Annotated in this window: 15 protein-coding genes; 8 read left to right on the top strand and 7 right to left on the bottom strand. The window is 57.4% G+C overall.

The features are described 5' to 3' along the window. Window positions 1-31 precede the first annotated feature (31 nt). Window positions 32-2,173, bottom strand: coding sequence for a TonB-dependent siderophore receptor (locus ACMWKA_RS05730; protein ID WP_414760047.1), 2,142 nt, complete (start codon window positions 2,171-2,173; stop codon window positions 32-34). Window positions 2,174-2,555: 382 nt separating this feature from the next. On the opposite strand from ACMWKA_RS05730, the gene ACMWKA_RS05725 reads away from it, so the two are divergent. From ACMWKA_RS05725 to ACMWKA_RS05705, 5 genes are read left to right on the top strand one after another with little or no spacing between them, the layout of a single operon-like run. After that, entirely contained in the window at window positions 2,556-3,368 is an 813-nt protein-coding gene (locus ACMWKA_RS05725) for an ABC transporter ATP-binding protein (RefSeq protein ID WP_129252097.1), read from the top strand. Beyond that, complete coding sequence (locus tag ACMWKA_RS05720; RefSeq protein ID WP_129252099.1) at window positions 3,365-4,348, top strand: FecCD family ABC transporter permease; 984 nt, start codon at window positions 3,365-3,367, stop codon at window positions 4,346-4,348. Before ACMWKA_RS05725 ends, ACMWKA_RS05720 begins: the two co-directional genes overlap by 4 nt. Further along, window positions 4,345-5,385, top strand: coding sequence for a FecCD family ABC transporter permease (locus ACMWKA_RS05715; RefSeq protein ID WP_097534832.1), 1,041 nt, complete (start codon window positions 4,345-4,347; stop codon window positions 5,383-5,385). The genes ACMWKA_RS05720 and ACMWKA_RS05715 overlap by 4 nt, the downstream gene beginning before the upstream one ends. Before the next feature lie 9 nt (window positions 5,386-5,394). After that, window positions 5,395-6,345: an iron-siderophore ABC transporter substrate-binding protein gene (locus ACMWKA_RS05710; RefSeq protein ID WP_129252119.1), complete on the top strand. Its 951-nt coding sequence runs from the start codon at window positions 5,395-5,397 to the stop codon at window positions 6,343-6,345. Next, on the top strand, window positions 6,342-7,229 hold the full coding sequence (locus ACMWKA_RS05705; RefSeq protein WP_013098734.1) for a MurR/RpiR family transcriptional regulator: 888 nt from the start codon (window positions 6,342-6,344) through the stop codon (window positions 7,227-7,229). Before ACMWKA_RS05710 ends, ACMWKA_RS05705 begins: the two co-directional genes overlap by 4 nt. A gap of 23 nt (window positions 7,230-7,252) precedes the next feature. Here ACMWKA_RS05705 and ACMWKA_RS05700 read toward each other — a convergent pair whose 3' ends face one another. Beyond that, window positions 7,253-8,092: a helix-turn-helix transcriptional regulator gene (locus ACMWKA_RS05700; protein WP_058678713.1), complete on the bottom strand. Its 840-nt coding sequence runs from the start codon at window positions 8,090-8,092 to the stop codon at window positions 7,253-7,255. A gap of 166 nt (window positions 8,093-8,258) precedes the next feature. Between ACMWKA_RS05700 and ACMWKA_RS05695 the strand changes: the two genes are divergently transcribed. From ACMWKA_RS05695 to ACMWKA_RS05685, 3 genes are read left to right on the top strand one after another with little or no spacing between them, the layout of a single operon-like run. Then, entirely contained in the window at window positions 8,259-10,061 is a 1,803-nt protein-coding gene (locus ACMWKA_RS05695; protein WP_414760046.1) for a DUF2264 domain-containing protein, read from the top strand. A 32-nt stretch (window positions 10,062-10,093) separates the two neighbouring features. Next, window positions 10,094-11,359, top strand: coding sequence for an oligosaccharide MFS transporter (locus ACMWKA_RS05690; protein ID WP_414760045.1), 1,266 nt, complete (start codon window positions 10,094-10,096; stop codon window positions 11,357-11,359). A gap of 17 nt (window positions 11,360-11,376) precedes the next feature. Next, complete coding sequence (locus tag ACMWKA_RS05685) at window positions 11,377-12,564, top strand: glycoside hydrolase family 88 protein (protein ID WP_414760044.1); 1,188 nt, start codon at window positions 11,377-11,379, stop codon at window positions 12,562-12,564. A 30-nt stretch (window positions 12,565-12,594) separates the two neighbouring features. On the opposite strand, the gene lysM is transcribed toward ACMWKA_RS05685, so the two are convergent. The 5 genes from lysM to qseB all read right to left on the bottom strand — a co-directional run bounded on the left by lysM (window position 12,595) and on the right by qseB (window position 16,146). Then, window positions 12,595-13,035: a peptidoglycan-binding protein LysM gene (gene lysM, locus ACMWKA_RS05680; RefSeq protein WP_013098729.1), complete on the bottom strand. Its 441-nt coding sequence runs from the start codon at window positions 13,033-13,035 to the stop codon at window positions 12,595-12,597. Window positions 13,036-13,120: 85 nt separating this feature from the next. Beyond that, a complete protein-coding gene (locus tag ACMWKA_RS05675) occupies window positions 13,121-13,435 on the bottom strand; it encodes a putative quinol monooxygenase (protein ID WP_013098728.1) in 315 nt (104 codons plus the stop codon). Between the two features lie 30 nt (window positions 13,436-13,465). Further along, window positions 13,466-14,047, bottom strand: coding sequence for an NAD(P)H-dependent oxidoreductase (locus tag ACMWKA_RS05670; protein ID WP_013098727.1), 582 nt, complete (start codon window positions 14,045-14,047; stop codon window positions 13,466-13,468). 105 nt (window positions 14,048-14,152) lie between these two features. Further along, on the bottom strand, window positions 14,153-15,490 hold the full coding sequence (qseC, locus tag ACMWKA_RS05665; protein WP_013098726.1) for a quorum sensing histidine kinase QseC: 1,338 nt from the start codon (window positions 15,488-15,490) through the stop codon (window positions 14,153-14,155). Further along, entirely contained in the window at window positions 15,487-16,146 is a 660-nt protein-coding gene (qseB, locus tag ACMWKA_RS05660) for a quorum sensing response regulator transcription factor QseB (RefSeq protein ID WP_020689493.1), read from the bottom strand. The genes qseC and qseB overlap by 4 nt, the downstream gene beginning before the upstream one ends. Window positions 16,147-16,234: the final 88 nt, after the last annotated feature.

Here is a 16,234-nt window from a genome sequence, read left to right as displayed (position 1 = left end):
GTAAGCGCTAGCGCCACCGGGCTTTTTTACATCAAAACGCCATCTTCACCGTAAACTGCACTTCGCGCGGGTCGCCAATCTGGTTGCCCAGGTTGTTGGTCGCAATGGACGAGGTGTAGTAGGTTTTATCAAACAGGTTCTTCACGTTCACCTGCAGCGTCACCGGATACTGCAGCTTCATTTTGTAGGCCATAAAGGCATCGGCAACAAAGTATCCCGGCAAATAATAATCCGCACCGTTGGTCGCTGAACGACGGCTCACGCCGTGCCCACCGCCGCCAAGCGTCAGGGTATTCCCGCCGATCGCGTTATGAATGTCGTAAGTCAGGAACAGGGAACCGGTATGACGCGGCACGTTCGGCAGGGGCTTACCCGCGTAGTCTGGATCCTCCAGCACTTTGGCATCGGTGTAGCCGTAGCTGGCGATAATATTGGTATTTTCAGTCAGCGATCCGGCAAGATCCACCTCCACACCCTGCGAGCGTACGCGGCCAGCGGTTTTGGCGATGGTTTCACCCCCCACGCTTTCGTTGTACAGCACGTTGCGCTTGTGAATATCAAACAGCGCAATGTTGGCGGTAATGCCATCGAACAGGTCAAATTTAGCCCCCACTTCGTAAGCATTAGACGTTTCCGGCGGCAGGTCACCAATGTAGCTCGTAATGGATGATTGCGGCATAAACGTCTGGGAATAGTTAGCAAACAGCGAGACGGATGGCGTGAGCTTGTAGACCAGCCCCAGCTTCGGTGTCCACTGTTCATCGCGGCTGTCGGTATTCACATTGAACGGGCGGCCCTTGCCCGCATACTGGGTGTAATACTGGTAACGCAGCCCGGCAACGGCAATCCACTTATCGGTGAGATACAGGGCGTCCTGCGCGTAGGCGGAGTAGCTTTCCTGTTTGAGCGTCTGGTCGCTATCAGCGGCGGAGACGGTGGTGCATTTGCTGAGATTGCCGTAGGTCGGATGGTAGATATTGAAATCTTTAACGTTCTTACAGCGCATCATGTCCGTACGCAGCAGATCATAATTCTCATACGACACACCGGTCAGGATCTCATTATAAAAGCCCGCGATATCCACGTTCCCCTGCAGATCCGCACGCGTACTGTGCATACGCTGAGTCGAGCCCTGGGTTGCATCCACGCGGCGGGTCAGGTTACCCGTTTTGGCGTCATAGGCCATCACGCGCGCCTGGTTATCGCTGTATTTATCCTGGCTAAAGCTGTAGTCAAACTTCGCGGTCCACTGGCTGTTAAGACGGTATTCGGCGTTAAGCTGCGCCAGATCGGACTGCCCGTCGGTAACGTTAAACGGCTCGTCAAAGCGGGTTTTACGATCTACGTTTACCGGTTGTTTGGTGCTGAGATCGAAAATGGTTCCTCGATCGAACGGCGTCTTATAGTCGCGATGTGAATAGAGCACGGTCACGGTGGCATCATCACCAAACCAGGTCAACGACGGGGCGATAAAGGTGCTGCGCTCGTTGCCAAAATTACGCCAGTAATCTTCATCCTGATACTCGCCCGTCAGGCGATACGCCAGCCGCGTGCCGTCAATCGGGCCGGTGACATCAATCTGCCCGGTGCCGCCGCCAAAGCTTGAGGAGGTAGCGGAAATTGAGCCGCCGAAGCGGGTTTCCGGGCGTGTGGTAACCACGTTGATCAGGCCGCCAGGATCGAGAATGCCATACAGCGTTGAGGCCGGCCCTTTCAGCACCTCCACGCGCTCGGTCGCGGCATTAAAGCTGCGCGGCAGCACGGTGCGCAGGCCGTTGGTCATTATTGACCCGTCGCGGTTCGTACCAAATCCCCGGCGCACAAACGCATCCTGCGTACCGCCCAGGGTGTTGGTCTGCACCACGTTGCTGACGTTATAAAGGGCGTCATCAAGCGAAGTAGCGTGCTGATCTTCCAGCACTTTATCACTGACGGTATTCACCACCTGCGGAATATCCAGCATCGGCATGTTGGTTAGCGTGGCGGTGGAGGTGTTAAGCGGCTGATAGCCGTTTGTGGCCTCGGCCACGGCATGGGGATCGGCGGTGACGGTCAGCGTTTCGCCGTCGTTAGCCGTTGCGGTGTCGGCCGCCTGCACCAGCGGTGCCATAAACAGCAGTGAAAAGAGCGCGCGCCCTTTTACCCCAGAGAGAGAAGGTGTGAACGTAGCCATTACATCTGTTTTCCCAAAAGATCCCGCGCATGAAGGGCGCGGAAGAATGTATGAGTCATTGCCCTTAATTGTCTGCTCGTTAGCCGTGTGGCATCGAACATGTAATTGAGAATCATTCAATCATGCGGCAATGTAGTAGTAAATGGAAAAAAGCAAAAATCGGCTACAGCCTGAAACCTCCCGTCCTGATATAAGTAGATTCCATATAATTCATTGAAAAATCTTAAATAAAAAATAACACCGCCGCTGAAGTACCTGTTATTTAACCCTGGCTTTATCAGGGTGTTTATCCCCTTGACTACTACATGGCGCAGCGGCAAACTCTCAAAAGAGAATGAGTTTTATTTTTATTTGTTCGATTTTTTATTAAGTTGGCATTCACGTGGCGCACAACACCCATAAACCGGGGCTGGTTCTTGAGAACCTCTCCGCGGGCTATCAGAAAAAAATCATCGTCGATGATATCTCCCTTGCGATCCCCCGGCAGAAAATGACCGTGCTGGTAGGGGCGAACGGCTGTGGAAAATCCACGCTGCTGAGCACTATCGCGCGTCTGCTGCAACCGCTTGGCGGGGCCGCGCTGCTTGATGGCAAAGCCATTCACGAGCAACCAACCAGAGCGGTAGCCCGCCAGCTGGGGATCCTGCCGCAATCTCCGCTGCTGCCGGAAGGGCTGACCGTGTTTGAGCTGGTATCACGCGGCCGTTTTCCCTGGCAAAATTTTATGCGCCAGTGGAGCGATGAAGACGAGCAGGCCGTTGAAGAGGCTCTGCACCTGACCGGTACGGCAGAGTTTGCACATCAGCCCGTCGAAAGCCTCTCCGGCGGCCAGCGCCAGCGCTGCTGGATCGCAATGGCCCTGGCGCAGCAAACGCCCTATATCCTGCTGGATGAACCGACAACCTTTCTCGATCTTCGCTATCAGGTGGAGATCCTCGAGCTGCTGCATACCCTGACCCGCCAGCATGGCCGTACGGTGGTGGTGGTGCTCCACGATCTCAACTTCGCCGTCAACTATGGCGATTCCCTGGTCTTTTTACGCCAGGGCAAAGTCGAGGGAGTATTGCATGAAGGCGACGTCTGCACGCCGGAACTCATCAAAGCGGTGTTTAATGTCGATGTCCATATGTCGGTTAATCCCCTGACCGGTAAGCCGTTCTTTATGCCATTCCGCCAGGCGGCGGAAAAATCATGATGCGAACGTCACTGGCTTTCCTGCTGTTTGCCTTGCTGCTGGTGATGGGCGCGATTGCCCATCTGGGTATCGGTGCGCGTGTCATTGCTCCCCAGACGGTGGTGCAGGCCTTGCTTCATTTCGACCCGCGCAATTTCGATCACAACGTGATTGTCAGATTACGCCTGATACGGCTGGCTGCCGCCATGGTCACCGGGGCGGCGCTGGGCGTGGCGGGCGTGTTGTTACAGTCGGTGATCCGTAACCCGCTGGGCGAGCCGCATATTCTGGGGCTTAACGCGGGGGCGGCGCTGGCCGTGGTGCTGACCAGCGCGCTTGGGTTTATCTTGCCGTTTGGTCGCCCGCTGATTGCCGCTGTCGGTGCCGCCGCGCTGTTTATGCTGGTGCTGACGTTCTCCTCTTCAGGGCGAACCGGCCTCACGCCAATGAAAATTACCTTATGCGGCGTGGCGATGTCGGCGTTTGCGTCGTCGATTACCGCCACGGTGCTGATTCTGGATGAACAGACGCTGCTTGCCATGCGCACCTGGCTGGCGGGAGATCTTGCCGGGCTTAACGCGGAGATCGTTCGCAGCGCATCCTGGGTTGCCGCTGTGGGGGTCGCTCTGGCGCTCTGGCTGTCGCCATCGCTCAATATGCTGGCCCTGGGCGACCGGATGGCGCAGGGGCTGGGCGTGTCGCTGCTCAAAACTCGCCTTTTGGCTCTGCTGGCGATTGCGCTGCTTTGCGGCGCAGCCGTCTCCATTGCTGGGCCGATTGGTTTTATTGGCCTGGTCGTGCCGCAGCTTATCCGCCGTCTGGTGTCGGTGGACTTACGCGTGATGGTGCCGCTTTCTGCCCTGTGCGGGGCACTGGTGTTACTGCTGGCGGATATCGCGGCCCGTACGCTGTTTACGCCGTATGAGCTGGCGACCGGGATCATGACCGCGCTGGTGGGTGCTCCTCTCTTTATCCTGATGGCATCAAGGATGTTCAAATGAGCCGGGCCGGATTGCGTGCATGGCGTGTCGGGCCGTTTTCCGGGCAGGTACGCCCGGCGGCAGTGGCGCGCGTTACGCTTATCGCTCTAATGGGCATTCTCCTGCTGGGGTTTGGCCTGACGCACGGTTCGCTTCCCATTCCCACTTCCGCCATCGGGCGCGCGCTGTTCTCCGGGCAACCCCTGGAGGCGGATGCGCGTTATATCGTGATGGATATCCGCCTGCCACGGTTGCTGATGGCCATTTTAAGCGGCGCGATGCTAGGCATGGCGGGGGCGGCGATGCAGTCCATCACCCGCAATGGCCTGGCCGATCCGGGGCTTATCGGCGTGAAAGAGGGCTGCAGCGCGGCAGTGCTGCTGCTGATTTTTCAGTTCCCTGCGCTGGGGCTGGCCTGGCGTCCGCTGGTCGGTATGGCCGGTGGTCTCATTACCGCGCTGCTGGTGGTGGCGCTGGCCCGCGATATCTCGCGTCCGCGTTTTATTCTGATTGGGATTGGCGTGTCATGGGCTTTCTCTGCGGCAATGGGGATCTTTATGACCACCGCCGACGTGCGCGATGTGCAGACGGCGATGCTGTGGCTGGCGGGGAGCCTGCACGCGGCAAACTGGACGCTGGTCGGTATCGCCGCAGCCTGGGCGGCCCCGGCGTTTGCGCTGCTGCTCTTTACTGCCCGCGCGGCTGACGTGGCATTGCTGGGTAACCACGCCGCAACGGGGCTCGGGGTTCGCACCGCACGATTAGCGCTACTGCGCGTTCTCGCGCCGGTGGTGTTAACGGCGGCCTGTGTCTCCTGCGTGGGGAGTATTGGTTTTGTGGGGCTGATTGCGCCGCATATGGCGCGTCTGGTGATGCGCGGTGGGCAAACCGCGTTGTTGATGGGCAGTGCCGTGCTGGGGGCGCTGCTGGTGCTGCTGGCGGATACCGTCGGGCGGCTGGCATTCCTGCCGTTGCAGTTACCGGCGGGGATTGTGATTTCACTGATTGGCGGACCGTTTTTCCTGCTGCTGCTCTGGCAGCGTCGGGACAGATTTTAGAGGACTATGATGCGCGTATTTGTTTCGATGCTGTTGCTGATAGGGTTTGCGGTGGGTGCGGCAGAGCCGACGCAGACGTTCACTGACGATCTCGGGCGTAAGGTGGAGGTGCCGCTTCACCCGAAGCGGATCGTCTCGCTGCACGACCTGGATATCACCATTCCACTGATTGAGCTTGGCGTACCGCCCGTCGCCAGCCACGGCCGCACGCGCCCGGACGGCAGCCATTTTCTGCGCGCCAGCGGCATGCTGACGGGGGTGGATTTCGATAATTCCGACATCAAATTCATCGGCACGGCGGATATCGACATTGAAGCCATTGCCGCCGCCAAACCCGATCTGATCATCACCGAGCCGACCCGCAACACGCCGGTGGAACAGCTGGAGAAGATTGCCCCGACGGTGAGTATCGACCATCTCGACGGCGGTGCACCGGAGATCTACCGCAAGCTGGCGCAGCTCACCGGTACGCAGGCGCGGCTGAAAATCCTGGAGCGCCGCTATCAGGAACAAATCAAGGCGCTGAAGGCGACCATCGATACGCGCAAAATCACCGTGTCGGTGATTCAGGCTAACCAGGGAAAAATCAATGCCATGCACAGCTACCACTCTTTAGGCCGCGTGCTGCGTGACGCCGGATTTACCTTCCCGCCGCTGATTGAGAGTATCCCGGAAGGGGGACGGATTGACGTCAGCGCCGAACGTCTGCCGGAGCTGGACGCCGATTTTGTCTTTGCCACCTGGCGCGGCGACACCGGGGGTAAACCGCAGGACGAGCTGGCGGCGATGGAGGCGGTGATGCCGGGCTGGTGCCAGTTCCTGAACGCCTGTCGGACCGGCCACTACGTGCTGATTTCACGCGAAGAGGCCATTTCGAACTCCTTCGCCTCTTTAGGGCTGATGGCCGCGCAGGTACAGTCGCAGATTGCCGGGCGGCCATTGCCGGAGGTATCACCGTGATCCGTAAAGAGAAAGGGCGTGTGGATGTTTACGGGGAGCGCTTTCGCGCACGTGCACATCATCTGACGCCGCGTCTGCTGCAGGTGGCGCGCTACATCAACGAGAACCGGGAAGCGGTGATGGAGCAGACGGCAATGGAAATCGCCACGCTGCTAAAAACCTCGGACGCCACCGTGGTCCGCGCGATCCAGGCGCTGGGTTTTGCCGGGCTGCGCGATCTGAAGCAGACGCTGGAGCAGTGGTTTGGTCCGGTGGTGACATCCAGCGAAAAGATCTCCTCAACGGTCAACACGCTCACCAGCGACGTTAACGCGAGCATCGATTTTGTGCTGGAAGGGCATCAGCACACCTGTGAGGTCTTGTCGCAACCGCACAACCGCTATGCGATGGCGCAGGCGGTGTCGCTGCTGGCACAGGCCAGGCAGGTGGCGATCTTCGGCATTGGTGCCTCCGGTATTCTGGCCGAGTACACCGCCAGATTATTCAGCCGGATGGGGCTCCCCGCCATGCCGCTCAACCGCACCGGGATAGGCCTTGCCGAACAGTTGATTGCGCTCCAGCGCGGCGATGTGCTGGTGATGATGGCGCAAAAATCTGCACACCGGGAAGGACAAACCACGTTGCGGGAAGCCAAACGTCTGGGGATCCCGACGATTTTGCTGACCAACGCTCTGGACTCACGTTTCAGCAAAGAGGCCAGCGTGGTGATCCATGTGCCGCGCGGCGGAGAAAAGGGCAAAATCCCGCTGCACGGTACGGTGCTGCTGTGCCTGGAGATGATTATTTTGTCCGTCGCCTCCACCGAGCCGCAGCGCACCATCAAATCCATGAAGCGCATCAACGAGTTTCATCGTGGGTTAAAGCCGGGGAAGAAGAGCGGTTAAAGCATGCCGGGCGCTCACGCCGTTCATCGGTCAGCATGGTTCTTCCGGTACTGCAACGGCGTCTCGCCAATTCCCTTCTTAAACGCGCTGATAAACCACGTCACGTCGGAAAATCCCACCTGGGTGGCAATCTCGCGTACGCTCGCCTCGCTGTGCAGCAGGCGCTCGCAGGCCTTGCGCAGCCTTAGCGTATTCAGATAGTTGTGGATCTTCTCGCCTGTTTCCGCATGGAATTTTCGCGATACGTAGCTGCGGGATTTCCCCAGCGTTTCTGCCAGTGCATCCAGGCGAAATTTCTCCTGGTAATGTTCGTCCAGCCAGAACATCACCTGGCTGGCGAGCCCAAGGCTACTGCCCGGCGCACGGGCATTATCGTCCGGGAGCATGGCGAATAAACCAATCAACAGCGCGGCTATTCCCTCGCGGGTTAAAGGCGACGGGTAACAGCCGAGCAGATGATCGACATGGTGATGGCAGTGCGCCAGATCGGCAACCCACGCTCCGGCGCCGCGGGCAGAAAGTTTCTGCAGCCGCTGCTGCGTGTGGGGAAAATCGCGCAGGGCTGTAAGCACCGCGTGAGGGTCGAGATGAATAATGGTACGTCGGTAAATCGCTTCTGCCTGCTCATCCACCCTCACTTTATGCAGGGTAAACGGCGGAAAGAAAAACAGCCGCCCGGGGCGCATGGTGTAGTGACGGTTATCGACAATGGCGACGCCAAATCCTTCTTCTACATACAGAATCTCCAGACACTGATGCCAGTGATGATAACGCACGGTATTGGCAAACAGACGGCTGAATGACACGACGGTGTCATTTAAGGTGATCAGTTCCAGCCGGTCGGAGGTGGGCGTGTCGCGCATAGTGCAATAAAACTCAATTTTCTGCCGTTATATTCTCGTTATAAACCACCTTTTTAAATTTTCTCAACTGGAGGTTTATTTAGCCTTCACGGCTGTGACGTGGCTAACATTTATCCCCCTTGCGGATTCACTATCCTTCGTCGCAGTTGATGACGAGGGCGAGCGTATGTCTAAAAAATCAAATCCATTGTCTTCGCGCCAGGAGGTGGTGGCGTCGTTACATGACCTGCTGGGCGCGCTGGATAAGTCCTTTCCGCAGGATTGTTCCCGGTTCTCGCTGGGAGAAACCTGTGCGCACTACCCCACGGAGATTGCGCAGATGGAAGGGCTATCCCGCGCGCTGTGGGGGTTGTTTCCGCTGATGGCGGGCGGCGGGGACGAGCCGTTTAGTGAGAAGTACCTTACCGCCATTAAGCTCGGCACCGATCCGCAGAGCCCGGGCTATTGGGGGGAAACCGGCCCGTACGACCAGCGTCTGGTGGAGATGGCGGCTTACGGCCTGGGGCTGGCGCTGCTGGGGGATAAGCTCACCCGCCGCTTCAGCGAACGTGAGGTAATGAACCTGCACGCGTGGCTCAACCAGATCACCGATGCGCAGATGCCGGACAGCAACTGGAACTACTTCGCGATTATGGTGCAGCTTGGCTTCAAATGTGCCGGGCTGCCGCATGATCCGCGCGCCATCGACCGTCGGTTTGCGATGATGGAGGCGTATTATCTGGGTGACGGCTGGTATTCTGACGGTCCGGGCCGCCCGAAGGATTACTACATCTCAATGGCGTTCCACTTCTACGGCCTGATTTATGCCACCCTCAGCGGTGATGAAAAAAGGGCGGAGGTGTTACGTGAGCGTGCCCGTCAGTTTGCCGAAGATTTTATTCACTGGTCTGCCGCCGACGGCGCGTCGGTACCGTTTGGCCGGAGCCTTACCTATCGCTTCGCGATGGTCGCTTTCTGGAGCGCCGTGGCCTTTTCCGGGCTGAATGTCTTCTCGCCGGGCATCGTGAAGGGCATTGTGCTGCGCCATCTTCGCTGGTGGCAGCGGCAGCCGATGACCGATCGCGACGGTATTTTGACCCTCGGTTTTACTTATCCCAACCTGGTGATGTGCGAGGATTATAACGCCCCCGGCTCGCCGTACTGGGCGCTGAAAACGTACCTGATGCTGGCCTTGCCGGAGTCACACCCGTTCTGGCAGGCAGAAGAGCAGCCGCTCCCCTCGCTGGCGGAAAAACGTGTGATCCACCCAGCGCAGCACATCCTGATGCATGCGGATAACTCACAGCACGTCACGATGCTCACTGCCGGTCAGCTTGAGCTGAATAACTACGTCAACACCGAAGCCAAATACACCAAATTTGCGTACTCAAGCCGCTTTGGCTTCACCCTCGAGCGGGGGCGCTTTGGCCTGAAACATGCCGCCTGCGACTCGATGTTACTGCTGGCGGAGGGGGATAACTACTTCCGCGGGCGTCGTGAATGCGCGGAGGTGCGGGTGGATGAGAACTACCTCTATTCACGCTGGTCACCCTGGCATGATGTCCATGTCGAAACCTGGCAAATTCCCTTTGGCGAGTGGCACGTGCGTCTGCACCGCATTAACAGCGCTCGCACCCTTCAGGCAGTGGAGGGCGGTTTTGCGGTGATGAAAACCGAACGCCACATTCATGAGCGTGGCTGTTACCTGACGGCCAGCAACGGCAGCAGCGTGATTGTCGATCTTTCCCCGGCCATTGCCCGGGAGCCAGACAGCATCGTCACGCCGCCGAACAGCAGCATTATGTTCCCGGAATGCGCATCCATTCCGCTGTTAAAAACCGATCTCCCTCAGGGAGAGAGCTGGCTCTGTTGCGCCGTCGTGGCCAGCGAGAACCCCCCCGCGGCATTGGCACCTGAACTGAAGATGACCCCTGACCAGGTCGCGATCCGCGAACCCGGAGGCGAACGTAAGCTGTCGTTCACATTATAAAAAATCTGACCCTACACGTCGGCGAGGATGATATGAAAAGTGCATCTACAACGAACAGAACCGAATATTACAAAATCAGCAGCTTTATATTTCTCTATTTCTTTACCTGGTCCGCCAGTATTGGGCTATTAGCCATCTGGCTCGGCCAAAAGGCCAATCTCAGCGGCTCGGTAATTGGCACTGTCTTTGCGGTCAACGGTATCTTCTCAGTCATCCTTAAACCGATCTACGGCTATATTCTCGATAAGATCGGCATGAGTAAATACCTGCTCTATTTTGTGGTTGCCATGTCCGCACTGATGGCGCCGTTCTTTATTTATGTTTATCAGCCGCTGCTGATGTCCAATACTCTGGTGGGGATCATCATTGGCGCGCTCTATTTAAGCTTTGCCTGGTACGCGGGCGTGGCGGCGTGTGAATCCTATTCTGACCGCTTTAGCCGTTTAAACGGTATGGAGTTCGGGCAAATTCGCATGTGGGGATCGCTTGGCTGGGCCGTGGCGTCCTCGTTCTCCGGTCTGCTGTTTAATCTCTCTCCGGCGTATAACTTTATTTTGGGCAGCGTCGCATCCATCATCATGCTGATCGTCCTTGTGAGACTGAAAGTGAACACTAACTCCGCTCACGCCAGCGAGGTGCTGACCAAAGAGAAAATCGCCCCTGCGGATGTCTATGCCCTGCTGCGTAACCGCAAGTTCTGGGCGTTCTGCCTGTATGTGGCGGGCGTGGCGTGGATGATGTTTATTGCCGAGCAGCAGTTCTCACGCTATTTCGTCACGTTCTTTGATGATATTCACCAGGGTAACGCGGTGTTCGGTTATCTGGGAACCGTACAGTCGGGTATGGAATTTGTGATGTATATGGTGATCCCGCTGTTGGTGAATAGTATTGGTGCCAAGCGTGGGCTGTTAATTGTCGGGCTGGTGGTCGGTGCGCGACTGATTATTTCCGGCCTGTGCGATTCCCATCTGTTAATTTCCGTACTGAAACCGCTGTATGGCCTGGAAATATGTCTGCTGCTGGTATCGGTCTTTAAATATATTGCTGAGCATTTCGATAAACGCGTTAACGCCACCATGTATCTGCTGGGCTATCAGGCCATGCTCTACGTGGGCAACGTGGTTGTCTCTTCGCCTGCCGGCTATCTGTATGACCGCATCGGCTTTGAGCACACCTATATCATTATGGGAGCCACGGCGCTGACCTTTACGTTTATCTCTGCCTTTACGTTATCCGCCTGCCAGAGCAAATGGCGCGGTACCCGCTCGCTGAACGCAGCAGAACCCTCATCCCGATAATTTAAAGGACCCGAAACATGTTAAGTCGTATCAAAGAGGAACACCTGCAGGCTATTCCTGTCCACGTTGAATCGCGGACATTACGTGATGAACTCAGCTCTGCCCGCAGCCACGTGCTTGAGCTGATTAGCCGTCATTTGGTGGCGTTCGGTGACCGATTCCCGGCAGAAACCTGCCAGAACGGGGTTTATCCGCTGACGGAGAATGTGGAGTGGACCACCAGTTTCTGGACCGGACAGCTATGGCTGGCGTGGGAGATGAGCGGTGAGACAACGTTCCGCGAGATGGCTGAAAAACACGTGCGCTCGTTTGGCCTGCGCATCGCCGGGCGTAATGATACCAACACTCATGATTTGGGGTTCCTGTATACGCTCTCCTGCGTGGCGGCCTGGCGACTGACCGGCAACCGCGAGGCGCGCGGGTTCGCCCTGCTGGCGGCTGAAGCCCTGCTGGAGCGCTTTCACCCGAAGGCGAAGATTATTCAGGCCTGGGGCGATCTGTCAGACCCGGAGCAGGCCGGGCGGATGATTATCGACTGCAACATGAATCTGCCGCTGCTCTACTGGGCGACGGAACAAACCGGCGACGCGCGCTTTGCTGACGCCGCAAAAGCCCACGTGATGCAAGCCGCCAGGTACCTGATTCGTGAAGATGCCTCGACGTTCCACACCTACTACATGGATGTGGTTACCGGCGCGCCTCGTTACGGCAACACGCAGCAAGGATACGCGGACGACTCCTGCTGGTCCCGCGGGCAGGCGTGGGGGATCTACGGTTTTATGCTGAGCTATCTCTATACCGGCGATAAGACGATGATTGCGCTGTCAAAACGCCTGGCAAACTACTTTCTTAATCGTCTGCCGGAGGATTATGTCTGCCACTGGGATCTGGCGCTGCTGGGGACAGATGCGCTGCGGGATTCCTCCTCGGCGGCCATTGCCGTCTGCGGGCTGCTGGAGCTGGTAAAACAGTTGCCGGTCACGGATCCGGATCGTGAACGTTATCTGGACTGGGCTAAAGGGATTATGTCGTCACTGACAAAGCACTATCTGATGGGCAAAGACGAGAAGGGGAACGGGCTGCTTAAGCACGCTGTCTATCACCTGGCGAGCAACAAAGGCGTGGATGAGTGTGCGAGCTGGGGCGATTACTTCTACGTTGAGGCGCTGGTGCGGTTCACCCAGAGCTGGAAGCCGTACTGGTAAAAGGTCGGGGGCGCGCCCCCGACGTGTGGGTTACGCCTTAGGAATACGCAGCGTCTGGCCGGGATAAATCTTGTCCGGGCTGGAGAGCATCGGGCGGTTCGCTTCAAAAATCTTGTTGTACTGGTTGGCATCCCCGTAAACGGTTTTGGAGATGGCGCTGAGGGTGTCGCCTGATTTCACCGTATAGTAGGTGGCTTCATCTTTGGCATCAGTGGCGGTGATGTTGTTTTCCACCTCGCTGACGCCCGCAATATTGCCGACGGCGACCTGGATTTTTTCTTTCTGCTCTTGGGTCAGCCCGTCGCCCGTTACGCTGGCTTTACCGTCGGTAACGTTGACCTGCACTTTATCCGCGCCGGGAATGTTGAGTTTCTTGAGGTGCTCGGTGATTTTGTCGCTCTGGCCTTTATGATCGGTCAGGTTGTCCCACAGCTTTTCGCCTGCTTCTTTTACGAAGTTAAAAAGTCCCATTCCATCCTCCTGTTAATCATGAAGTCAGAATAAGCATAGCAGGTCAGAGATATTTCCCTCTCCGAAAGGAGAGGGAAGGCAGGTTTTACACCCCTTGCTCCAGAATACGGATGTGGGTTTCCAGCACGTCACCTTTTACCGCATCGCTCCACGCTTTCATGTGTGCTGTCTGCAGGTGCGCTTCGAGATGCGCCACGGTTTCCCACTGCTCAACCATGATGATGGAGTCCGGCGCGGTGGCCTGGAAGCTGGCGTTGGTTGCGGCGTCAACCATCGGCGCATAGCCGTGGCAGCCTTCTTCTTGCAGTACGGTTGGGATAATTTTCGCGAACTGATCCAGCACCGCCTGGCGGTGATGTTGGCCAGGACGCGTACGGATTTCAGCAATAACGGTAAGCATAATTAACTCCTTCTAATTCCAGGTTACCAGTTAAGCAAAAATTTCAGCCAGATGCTTGCGATATTCTGCGATATAGCGCGGGACGTCAGGCATTTTAATCACGTCGTTGACGATAAAGGTCGGCAGCGGGTCCATGCCGAGGAACTGGTTAGCCTTGTGGAACGGCAGGTATGCGCCGTCTACCCCTACGCCTTCAAAGAACTGATCTTTATCGGTGAACGCGTCCAGCGGGGCGTTCCAGGTCAGGGAGAGCATATATTTCTTACCCTGAATCAGGCCGCCTGAGCCATATTTTTTAGACGCGTCTGAACGGGTACGGCCGTCGCTGGCATACAGTGAACCGTGGCCCTCAGTGAACACGTCATCCATGTATTTTTTCACGGTCCACGGTGCGCCCATCCACCAGCCCGGCATCTGCCAGATAACCACGTCAGCCCACAGGAAGTTCTGCACTTCGGCTTTCACGTCGTAATGGCTGTCTGCGCGCACAACCTTAACATCATGCCCGGCGTCGCGCAGGAAGCCGTCCGCGACCTCGGTCAGGGTGTCATTCAACTGGCCTTTAGAGTGGGCGAATTCTTTCGCACCGTTGATAATCAGAATGTTGCTCATTATTTGTCCTCGTCGATGAGAGTATGGCGAGTATTCTACGCGCGAGGGCGATACGGTAAAATGAGCAAAATGTGCAAAGTCTTTTGCGTTAAATGCAATAATCCCTTACCAGCACACCTTTACGTCAACGCCGCCTTCCGCAGCATTATCCAGTGAAACATGCATACCGTGCAGGGCAGCAATGCGTTTTACAATCGATAATCCCAGCCCGCTGCCCGTGGCATCCTGGCCGGGTGGACGATAAAAACGCTCGCCAATACGGGCCAACGCCTCGGGGGCGATCCCTGGTCCGTTGTCGCGTATGGAGAAGCAACGGGCGTCCAGCGTAACCTCAACCACGCTGCCGCGCGGGCTGTAACGAACGGCGTTATCCAGCAGGTTACGCACCAGCAGGCTCAACAGCAGCGGTTGACCCGTGCGTTCAGCCTGCGGGGCGTTGATGTTCAGGCGAAGGTCGATACCCGCCTGCTGCGCCGGATGCCAGATGTCCAGAACCGCTGATTGCAGTAAATCGGCCATCTTTATCGGTTCGACATCGTCGAGATTTTCCAGAGAATCCAGACGCGAGAGAGTGAGGAGTTGATCCACCAGCCGGGATGCCCGGTCGATCCCCGCGTGGAGCTGCGAGAGCGCTTTTTCCTGCGCCTGCGGGTCGTCCAGAGAGAGTTGCGCCACGTCGGTTTGCACCTTCAGGGCCGCCAGCGGGCTACGTAATTCGTGGGCGGCATCGGAGGTAAAGCGGCGCTCGCGGCTCATCATCTCCTGGGTTCGGGTAAAGAGGTGGTTCAGGGAGTCCAGAAGGGGGCGTACTTCTGATGGCACGCCCTGTGTCGGCAGGGTGTCGGTGGCATCCGGCGAGCGCAGGCGCAACGTCTGCGCCAGTTTTTTCAATGGCTTAAGCTCCCGGCTCAGCAGGACAATCAGCAACAGCAGCATCACCGGTAGCGCCACCAGCCACGGCGTCAGCTGCGAGCTGACCACATCCAGCGCCATCTCCTGCCGGTATTCCCACTCCTGACCGACCACCACGCGGTACTTCCCGTCCGGCGAGGACAGCCATAAGAAACGCCAGTCATCGTTGTCGTCTTTGAGCCTGCCGTCATCAAACCCATCGCGGCGATAGTGATACGGGATGTCGCGGCCGTTTTCCCCGTCATTGAGGATCATCGTGCCGTCGGTAGCGTAAATGGCGAAGGCCAGAGCATCGTCGTCCAGGCGACCGTGCTTCACTTTTTTGGGGATCTCGCGCATCCGCTCCGGAGCGCGTATTTCATCCAGATCCATCGTCAGCAGCCGTTTAGCAAACAGCATCTGCTGGGTATCAAACAGCTTATCGAGCTTGTGGGTCGTCTGCTGCCAGGCGACAAGGCTTGCGGCAAACCAGGCCGTCAGCGACAGCAGCAGAAAAAGAAGCGTCAGACGGAGTTTCAGGCTCAGTTTCATGCGTCACCCAGGGTATAGCCGATACCATGAACCGTGCGGATAAATTCGCTGCCCAGCTTACGCCGCAGATGATGGACGTGAACTTCCACGGCGTTACTGGAGACGTCATCGTCCCACGTATAGAGCTTCTCTTCGATCGCTTTACGCGGCAGGACGCGGCCCGCATTGCGCATCAGTAACTCCAGCAGGGCGAACTCTTTGGGCTTGAGGGCCAGCGTTTCCCCCTCCAGCGTGGCGACGAGGCTTGTCGGGTCGAGCGTCACTTTGCCATGACGCAGCTCGCTGCGCGTCTGACCGTGGCTGCGACGTACCAGCGCCTCAAGGCGGGCGGCCACTTCGATCAGCGCGAAGGGTTTGCAGAGGTAATCATCGGCTCCCAGGCGTAGCCCCTCGACGCGCTGATTCAGCGCATCCCGCGCGGTCAGGATAAGCACCGGCTCGCTGCGCCCGCTTTCGCGCCAGGCGCGCAGGATCGCCAGACCGTCGATCTCCGGTAGCGTCAGGTCAAGCACCACCGCATCGTAAGGGGCAGAACAGAGCGCCGCCTGGCCGGTTTTTCCGTCGGTGAACCAGTCCACGCTGAAGCCCATTTTGCTTAAGCCCGCTTTGATGCCATCACCAATCAGCTTGTCGTCTTCTACCAGTAATATGCGCATATCCCCTCCTTGATGGCGTCAGTAAACCCTCTGGATCCGCCTGCTGTACAGTAAAAAAATATAAATTTTCCCCTTAAGAAGTTGTTAA

The sequence above is a fragment of the Enterobacter sp. 03-F-07-AD-ECC genome (assembly GCF_047530935.1).
GTDB lineage: Bacteria > Pseudomonadota > Gammaproteobacteria > Enterobacterales > Enterobacteriaceae > Enterobacter > Enterobacter cloacae.
This window is presented reverse-complemented; position numbering and strand designations above follow the sequence as displayed.

Bases quoted from the DNA above. Each gene is read 5' to 3' on its own strand.
- ACMWKA_RS05715 (WP_097534832.1), top strand. From the start codon at position 4,345: ATGAGCCGGGCCGGATTGCGTGCATGGCGTGTCGGGCCGTTTTCCGGG.
- ACMWKA_RS05695 (WP_414760046.1), top strand. From the start codon at position 8,259: ATGTCTAAAAAATCAAATCCATTGTCTTCGCGCCAGGAGGTGGTGGCG.
- ACMWKA_RS05720 (WP_129252099.1), top strand. From the start codon at position 3,365: ATGATGCGAACGTCACTGGCTTTCCTGCTGTTTGCCTTGCTGCTGGTG.
- ACMWKA_RS05670 (WP_013098727.1), bottom strand. From the start codon at position 14,047: ATGAGCAACATTCTGATTATCAACGGTGCGAAAGAATTCGCCCACTCT.
- qseC (WP_013098726.1), bottom strand. From the start codon at position 15,490: ATGAAACTGAGCCTGAAACTCCGTCTGACGCTTCTTTTTCTGCTGCTG.
- ACMWKA_RS05730 (WP_414760047.1), bottom strand. From the start codon at position 2,173: ATGGCTACGTTCACACCTTCTCTCTCTGGGGTAAAAGGGCGCGCGCTC.
- ACMWKA_RS05700 (WP_058678713.1), bottom strand. From the start codon at position 8,092: ATGCGCGACACGCCCACCTCCGACCGGCTGGAACTGATCACCTTAAAT.
- lysM (WP_013098729.1), bottom strand. From the start codon at position 13,035: ATGGGACTTTTTAACTTCGTAAAAGAAGCAGGCGAAAAGCTGTGGGAC.
- ACMWKA_RS05685 (WP_414760044.1), top strand. From the start codon at position 11,377: ATGTTAAGTCGTATCAAAGAGGAACACCTGCAGGCTATTCCTGTCCAC.
- ACMWKA_RS05690 (WP_414760045.1), top strand. From the start codon at position 10,094: ATGAAAAGTGCATCTACAACGAACAGAACCGAATATTACAAAATCAGC.
- ACMWKA_RS05710 (WP_129252119.1), top strand. From the start codon at position 5,395: ATGCGCGTATTTGTTTCGATGCTGTTGCTGATAGGGTTTGCGGTGGGT.
- ACMWKA_RS05675 (WP_013098728.1), bottom strand. From the start codon at position 13,435: ATGCTTACCGTTATTGCTGAAATCCGTACGCGTCCTGGCCAACATCAC.
- qseB (WP_020689493.1), bottom strand. From the start codon at position 16,146: ATGCGCATATTACTGGTAGAAGACGACAAGCTGATTGGTGATGGCATC.